Annotated in this window: 4 protein-coding genes; all 4 read left to right on the top strand. The window is 29.1% G+C overall.

Translation table 11 applies throughout. The features are described 5' to 3' along the window. Positions 1 to 428: RHS repeat domain-containing protein (locus tag BKK50_RS08465; RefSeq protein ID WP_143529794.1), on the top strand; the 428-nt coding region annotated here is incomplete at its 5' end. Continuing rightward, on the top strand, positions 421 to 753 hold the full coding sequence (locus BKK50_RS08470) for a hypothetical protein (RefSeq protein WP_077417187.1): 333 nt from the start codon (positions 421 to 423) through the stop codon (positions 751 to 753). The genes BKK50_RS08465 and BKK50_RS08470, both read left to right, overlap by 8 nt. Positions 754 to 861: 108 nt before the next feature. After that, on the top strand, positions 862 to 1,341 hold the full coding sequence (locus BKK50_RS08475) for an RHS repeat-associated core domain-containing protein (RefSeq protein ID WP_077417189.1): 480 nt from the start codon (positions 862 to 864) through the stop codon (positions 1,339 to 1,341). Next, the gene (locus tag BKK50_RS08480; protein WP_077417191.1) at positions 1,331 to 1,942 is read left to right on the top strand and encodes a hypothetical protein; all 612 of its coding nucleotides are present in this window, start codon (positions 1,331 to 1,333) and stop codon (positions 1,940 to 1,942) included. Before BKK50_RS08475 ends, BKK50_RS08480 begins: the two co-directional genes overlap by 11 nt. Positions 1,943 to 2,125: the final 183 nt, after the last annotated feature.

Here is a 2,125-nt window from a genome sequence, read left to right on the forward strand (position 1 = left end):
ATGAAGAAAGTGGGTTAGCGTATAACCGTTTTCGATATTATGACCCTAATACGGCGTGCTATCTAAACTCTGATCCAATTGGGTTAGAAGGCGGTAGCACGCCGTATTTTTATGTCCAAAATCCATTTCAATTTATTGATCCATTCGGTTTGGTGGCAAATAATATTTTATTTAATAGTGAATTTTGGAAAGAACTTCAAAATATTTCACAAAAAACCACAACAAATATAAAAGGAGCATCATTATATAAAGTAATAGGAAAAACATCGATTCAAGGTATTAAAAAAGGAGACTATTTTCATATGGATACTTTCCATAAAGATAAATATGAAATTGAGGTTTATAATTCACAGAAACAGCATAAAGGTGTATATGATCTTCACGGCAAAAAAATCTATGGTGCAGTAAAAGGAAGGAAATGTGGATAATCAAAGCTTAATAGATATAGTATCAGCATCATCAAAAAAATCTTTTATTTATCATTTACATTATAGAAATAAATTTAGCAAGCAAAAATTTAACACCATTAAAAAAGCCTATAAATTTTATATTAAAAACCAATCAAAAATAGATAAAAACATGCAACTACGTAAAGATTTCATTAATACTTTTGAACATACTTTATTTTTATTTATTTGTGATAGTGACAAGAATGATTTTTTTGAAATAAAACCATATCTTTCTATTGAAGAAAAGACCAATATCTACTTTGATATTAGAGAAATGACTGATACCTTGTTAAGTCTTTCTTAAAAACAAGTAAATCCGCAAGGTAAAACCCTATGGCGTAAAGAAAAGCATAGTTTATGGGGTTTACTCTTCCCAAATGATTACCGTAAAACAACCCCACTTGACCCACAAATGTTGTTTGCCGGGCAATGGTTCGATGAAGAAAGTGGGTTAGCGTATAACAGGTTTAGGTATTATGACCCTGAGACGGGAAATTATATCTCAAGCGACCCGATTGGATTATTAGGTGGGGAAACACCTTATAGATATATCAAAAATCCATTGGATTGGGTGGATTTGTTTGGGCTAGCAGGGTGTAAACCCCGCAATTTATCTCCTAAAGGTTCTGGACGTAGAGGTGCATTTAATGAGGCTAAGCGTCGTAGTGGAATTCCTACTAGCCAACAACCAAGTAAGGTTTTACCAAATATAGATAAACGTGGGAATCAACAATCAGGGAAAATTTATGAATTTGACATTCCAAAACCTGGAGGAGGAAAACGAAGAATTCAAATTAGAGATGATTCTAGAGGTCATGTATACCCTGATGATCCTATTCAGAATAGAGGACCTCATTTTAACGATATGTGGGGAAATCACTATGACTATTGATAATATAGATATTAAAAAAAATATTGACTTATCATTTTTAGGTTTAAATGATAAAAACATCAGTTTAAAAATAAAAAAACCGAATTCAAACAAAAATATAAGCATGTGTAATTTACTAAAAAAAATAATTTACACCACAATTAGAGAAGAATTATATTTATATATTGCAACTGGCGATTTAGATTACCGAAAAAAAACAAAGCTAGCCAATTATTTTAAATTATGGAAATACCTAAACAAAGAGGGAGTAATAATATCCGAAGGAACATACATTGATGAAATAGAGATAATTAGAAATAAAGAAATTAAGTATTTTGGCGCAATAAAATTAAATTCAGTTAATTCAATAGAGGATACTGTTAAATTATTAAACCACCAAATAAACTCGCACTTACTAATTTTACCTAAAAATATTAATGTAAATGATGTTATAAACCATGGTTTTACCTATACTATCAAAGAAAACAAAAAATATTTATTGCATGTAAGTAACGTAGGAGGATTAGCTTTGTTTAAAGAGGGTGAGTTTGATGATATACATTGTGGTTTTATAGGAATAGGAAGCTCTAGAATAATTAACTATTTGAGCAAAATAACTTAATTCAATATTAATAACACACCTACACAAAACTTAATGTTAATAATGATTTTTAAAAAGCAACTGAATTATATAAACAAGATAAATATATAAAAATCTAATTTGCATATTGCATAATATGTCAATATAATATTATAATTACATTGAACAATAAATTTAACATATAGGTTGTTAATGATCATGCAA

The sequence above is a fragment of the Rodentibacter rarus genome, from assembly GCF_001998965.1.
GTDB lineage: Bacteria > Pseudomonadota > Gammaproteobacteria > Enterobacterales > Pasteurellaceae > Rodentibacter > Rodentibacter rarus.

What these genes read in the sequence shown, in the direction of transcription:
- BKK50_RS08475 (WP_077417189.1), top strand. Translation starts at nt 862, where the DNA reads ATGTTGTTTGCCGGGCAATGGTTCGATGAAGAAAGTGGGTTAGCGTAT.
- BKK50_RS08480 (WP_077417191.1), top strand. Translation starts at nt 1,331, where the DNA reads ATGACTATTGATAATATAGATATTAAAAAAAATATTGACTTATCATTT.